Raw genomic sequence first — 5,091 nt, 5'->3', positions numbered from 1 at the left:
AAAAAAAGTCCTGCATTATTAAAATCATCAATTTTCTTTTTTAGAAACAAATATCCAATAGCATCAGATAAAAATAAAGCTCCACCATCATGAACGGGAATATCTGATGAATATAATTGGCCAATAAAATCATATTCATTTAGCAATTTTTCACAAGCCACAATGCCATTGGGTATTTTATTTGACAAAAAAGAAAATGCTGGGTACTCATTATTCTTTAGTTGTGTCTTTTCTAATTCAAGATATTGAGGAACAAGACTATTACTATTTTCACGTAATTTTGATGTCTCAGTTAGTGTAACTCTGGTAAATCCTGATTTTAAATGATCAAGTTCTGCATCATCACCGAAATAAACAATATCGTCCAAAAAATATCTATTTTCATTATATGTTGAAAATACGGAAATATATTTAGCTTTAGGAAGATTAATTCCACTAATAGAATCAGATAATTTATCATTATCGATTGTGAATAATAATGTTAAATTTTCACCTAACGGATTTTGGGGCCAATTGCCGTCAATAAATGCTCCTCCACCAAATTTGATACCACTATTTTCGTTTGATGAAGGTGTAAGCTCATATACTAGGTGCATGATATCTCCATTAACATTTGCTAATTTCTTTATGAATTTTTACGATTTTTCTTAGTATACCAATTTTCTTTTTCAGGAACACCAGCTCTTCCCTGTGCTTCATAGTTATTCTAGTCGGTATAGATATACAGCCTGCTGTGCTGATTCGGGCTGGTTTCCTAAATCACTGCTAAGCCATCCCACAGGAAGCGGGTACGGTGTAGGATTTGCCTGCGTTGTCTAGCTGATGTTTTTCGGTACGTCGACCTAAGGCGTTGTAGACATAGCCGTAACGCTCACTAGCTTGGGTATTCGATGGATACTTCGGTCAACATGTGCTAAACATTGTATTTTAATCTTAGATTTTGGCCAAATCGACTAATCTATATATTAAAATGCCTTGATTTGATAGTAATATAATAAAATTTTAGATAATCGTAGTATTTAATTTTATAAATTCTTTAACTCTCTAATTTTAGCTAAGCCTTTTTCCAAACGACTAATATTTTCATACTTATTTTCTACAGTACTTTTATCTAAATATTTAAGCCATCCAGATACATATTTCCTGAATAAATCAAAACCATCTTCCGTAACAGCAGATTTCATTAATATAAAATCAGTTTTCAAATTTCCCTCTAGATCAAATGGCTCTACATTAATTAGTAAATGGTTCTCTTTGAGAAACGTTAATAAACTAGTAGATAATCTTATTATTTGGTTTTGATATTCTTTACTTTTATTTGCGCCTAATAACATAGGAATATTATGTAATTCAAAATCTTCATTATTCATTATTTTGCCTTATAACTTTTGATATACTTTCAATTTCGATCAGTTCGTTAGTATTTTTATTTTTCACATATATACTTCCTGTACTATGTATCCGAGCTTCTTTTGCTAATTGTTTATGCTTAGAGGCAGTTTTACTTGTTATCTCATAAGGACGCCATTTGCCTTTTAACCACAAAGTCGACTCTATGTCTTTCACCTGTTGTAAGGTTTTAACTGATTTGGCACCGGTTCATTTTTTAGAATTTGATGGCAGAATCAACCGCTACCTTTAACTGGCAAATACACAAAATAATATAGAATGGTGTCTCTCAATTTTCTATCTAAATACTAATCTATTATTTTAATTTTCAATAAGATCTTGATATAGTTCAATTAAGTCATTATTGTTACTTTTTAGGCATTTATTCATTAATTTGATTTTTAAGTCTGAGAAATTTAAGTATAGTAGTAATTCAGCTAATCTTCGGTATATAAAGTCATCGAAAGAAGCAAGGTAATGATCCAACATACTGCCTAATTTATGTTTTACGATTTTATTCTCTTTAAATTTGATTAATATATCTCTAGCTATAGGAATATTATCAATATTGCCATTGACTGATATGTCTATAATTATAGGAATTAATATTTCTAATTCTTCGTCATTAAAATCATCATCTCTTATGAATCTTAACGCTGTTCCTTGTTCTGATAATGTGTTTAATGCTAATAGTAATTGTTGGAAAAAACATTCTGATTTTCTAAAATAATATTTAGAAGAAAATAAATTTGTTTCAGATTCTTTTAAATTAAACCATTCTATAGAAAAAATTGTATTATCTTTCATTTTGTTACTACCATACTCACAAGAAATTGAGTTAAATAATTTTTTAAATTCATTCATGAATATATCACGTTTAATACCTAATCCATTAGGGAATGATTTTCCTTCAGGTATTGTATAGTAATGTTCAGTTAATGGAGACTTATTAGGATCTAATGTGGTTGATGCACCTTGCGGTAATTTTTTATCAACCTGAGGTTCTACCATACCAGTGCTATCAGTATCAATATCTTTGCTTGCTCTTGGTTTTTGGGCTTGCTTTTGTTTCCAAAAGCACACAATTCATTATTTAAGCCCAAGGATCAATCTAAGTCAACTCATTATTACCATTCCATATTCTTAACTCATAAAAATTCTCTGTTGGTAAAATTGAAAATCCAAAAGAGTTATTTATGGCAACTAGCAAACACTCTAACGTCTTGTTACTATTCTTTACTGTCATATTCCAAAATAATGTTGGATTTTGCTTAATGTTATTAATATGCAATTTTAAATAATAATATGTATTACAAGTGATAATTTGAAAAACTACTAAATCATTAGTATCAATACTACTCAAAAAATCACAAAATCGGTTAAATAATAAATTTTCTTTTACTGATAAATCTACTGACTGATGTTCAATATTATCAATAAATTTTGACAAAAAGACATTATAATCATGCGACTCAAACGTTATCGAATAGCTGTTATTATCAATCCGTAATTTATTTGAGATATTTTGAAGAATTGCCTTTTTTTCTTTTTCAATAACTGATAATTTCAATCTTTCTTTTAAAGATAATGACATTATTTTTTGCCTTTAGCATTTGTAATTTTTGTCATATTTTCAGGAATATGTTTACCATATTGATTATATCTTACTTTTGGTTGGAGAGGATCATCAGACAAATCATCAGCAGTATAAAAGTGAGGAACGCGACCAAATTTATTTTCTGGTTTTGAAGTATTTAGATCGGCGTGGACGTAAACTATTTCTTCATCTTCACTACCTATTTTAACTATGCGTGCCAGTGTTGGTAGTTGCTTTGGTCGGTATAGATATACAGGCTGCTGTGCTGATTCTGGCTGGTTTCCTGAATCATTTTTAAGCCATTCCACAGGAAGCGGGTACGGTTATAAGGGTTGCCTGCGCTGCCTAGCTGATGTTCTTCGATACACCGGCTTAAGGCGTCGTAGTGGTAGTGCTGGGTAGCGCCGTTGGTTTGTTTGCAGCCGATTTGTCCGTGGACACTGTATTGGTTTTTATGTCTTCCAAACCAATTAAATACTTTTAAACATTATTAAAAGGGTAAGTTAATTTTTTTATTCAGTTTTTCTTCAATAAGTGTCGATAATTCTTTAAATAAAGTTTCCCAAACCTGAATGTACTCTAATTTACTGATAAAAAGTTTCATATCAGGAATTTTTCCATTATATATGCCTACATCTGGTCCTTTCTTATATTCAAGTTCTACGCCTTTATCTTTAATTTCATAATAGAAGTAAAAATCAGAGCCTTGCTCACAAAACCAAATATCATCTTTGCCTGCCCAATTATTTTTTACTCGTTTGACAGATTTAACAATGTCTTCATAACATGCTGTTATGTCCGCATAAATGTAAAAATGTACTCTATAGTCGCCTTTCAGTTTAATGTAAAACTCAGGTTCAGCATATCTTCTCAATTCTTCCAATGCATATTGAAAAGGAGTTAGTTCGTCATCAATATCATCATCAATATCGCCTATGGGATTTTGATAGTTAACCTCAAATATAGTTTCCATTTTAATCTCCAGGAATATAGGGACAGGCTATAATAGGTTTGCCTCTAATGACTACTCTTATAAATCTTACAATATCCATTATTTTTATTGTTCTATCAGGATAATATATTTTTGATAATTGTGATACTTTAACATCATGTGCTCCATGTGTGTTGGTGCTTTAGCAAACGCTTCCTCTATTATTTTGTTATCATTAAATGCCTTATAGGCTCAGAGTCTTTTGGATTTTTTTCTTGGTCAATTAATTTTTGTGCATTAATTTGAGAACCATGTTGATTACGGGCATATCCATATTTTTTATAACTTTCCCTGTTTGATGATTTAGCTTACAACTCATTAATCCAAATGGATCCAACCAAGTCAACCCATTAGGCGTATACTGATACAGATTAAAGCCACCCTGTGATCCTATCGGATTTGGCTAGGTAAAGCTTCCTATATCTGGATCATAGTGCTTGAAAGTATTGTAATGTAGTCCAGTTTCTCTGCCTAAATATTATTCATGACATCTGAGGTTTTGCTCTATTGATGTTCAATTTCCTGAATATGTTTACCCCAGAGCTGATAGCAGTATTTTCAGACGATGTCATTGTTTGCATCGGTAAGCTTTTCTGGAGAGCCGTTCAGGTTGGTATGGATATACAGGCTGTTGTACTGATTCGGGTTAGTTTTCTGAATCATTTTTAAGGTATTCTACAGGATGCGGGTACTGTTGTAGGGTTGTCTGCGCTGCCTAGCTGATGTTTTTCGATACGGCGTTTCAGGCCGTCGTAGTGATATCCTCTGAAATGTAGGAGAATCAGGTTGCTGTATTCTGTGCTTATCAATCGGTCGAGGCGATCGTACTGGTAGCTGCGTTCTGTTAAGATACTGGGCAGGGTAGAATGCTAGTCACGCTGGGTTGGTTTGTGTTGCAGTCATATTTGAATGTGGTGTTCAGCCGCTCTTGTGGCGTAATACTTCGCGGTGCAGGTTGTCGGAACCGTAATACAGGCTGTTGATGGTGCACCCATCTGGCTGTGAATAAAAAAGATGAATAATCTACTTGAATGTTTTGAATTTTGATAGCCAATAATTGCCTTTATCATATACACAACCAATTAAAACATTTCCTTCTGTTTTGATCGTTAAT

At 32.2% G+C, this 5,091-nt stretch carries 6 protein-coding genes; all 6 read right to left on the bottom strand.

Annotation, left to right across the window (positions count from 1 at the left end):
- Positions 1 to 596, bottom strand: a 596-nt coding sequence (locus tag A9G30_RS10760) for a hypothetical protein (RefSeq protein WP_065588958.1), incomplete at its 3' end; no start/stop codon positions are given.
- 429 nt (positions 597 to 1,025) lie between these two features.
- Positions 1,026 to 1,370 (bottom strand): hypothetical protein, encoded by a 345-nt coding sequence (locus tag A9G30_RS10755; RefSeq protein ID WP_065579962.1) that lies wholly within the window; start codon positions 1,368 to 1,370, stop codon positions 1,026 to 1,028.
- 340 nt (positions 1,371 to 1,710) lie between these two features.
- Entirely contained in the window at positions 1,711 to 2,472 is a 762-nt protein-coding gene (locus tag A9G30_RS10745) for a hypothetical protein (protein WP_065588956.1), read from the bottom strand.
- Positions 2,473 to 2,500: 28 nt separating this feature from the next.
- Entirely contained in the window at positions 2,501 to 2,983 is a 483-nt protein-coding gene (locus tag A9G30_RS10740) for a hypothetical protein (protein ID WP_065582187.1), read from the bottom strand.
- On the bottom strand, positions 2,983 to 3,294 hold the full coding sequence (locus A9G30_RS10735) for a hypothetical protein (RefSeq protein ID WP_065582188.1): 312 nt from the start codon (positions 3,292 to 3,294) through the stop codon (positions 2,983 to 2,985). Before A9G30_RS10735 ends, A9G30_RS10740 begins: the two co-directional genes overlap by 1 nt.
- Before the next feature lie 182 nt (positions 3,295 to 3,476).
- A complete protein-coding gene (locus A9G30_RS10730) occupies positions 3,477 to 3,959 on the bottom strand; it encodes a hypothetical protein (RefSeq protein ID WP_065582189.1) in 483 nt (160 codons plus the stop codon).
- Positions 3,960 to 5,091 lie beyond the last annotated feature (1,132 nt).

Origin of the sequence: Gilliamella sp. Fer4-1 (genome assembly GCF_001690515.1) — a bacterium.
In the GTDB taxonomy this organism is placed as follows: Bacteria; Pseudomonadota; Gammaproteobacteria; order Enterobacterales; family Orbaceae; genus Gilliamella; species Gilliamella apicola_C.
This window is presented reverse-complemented; position numbering and strand designations above follow the sequence as displayed.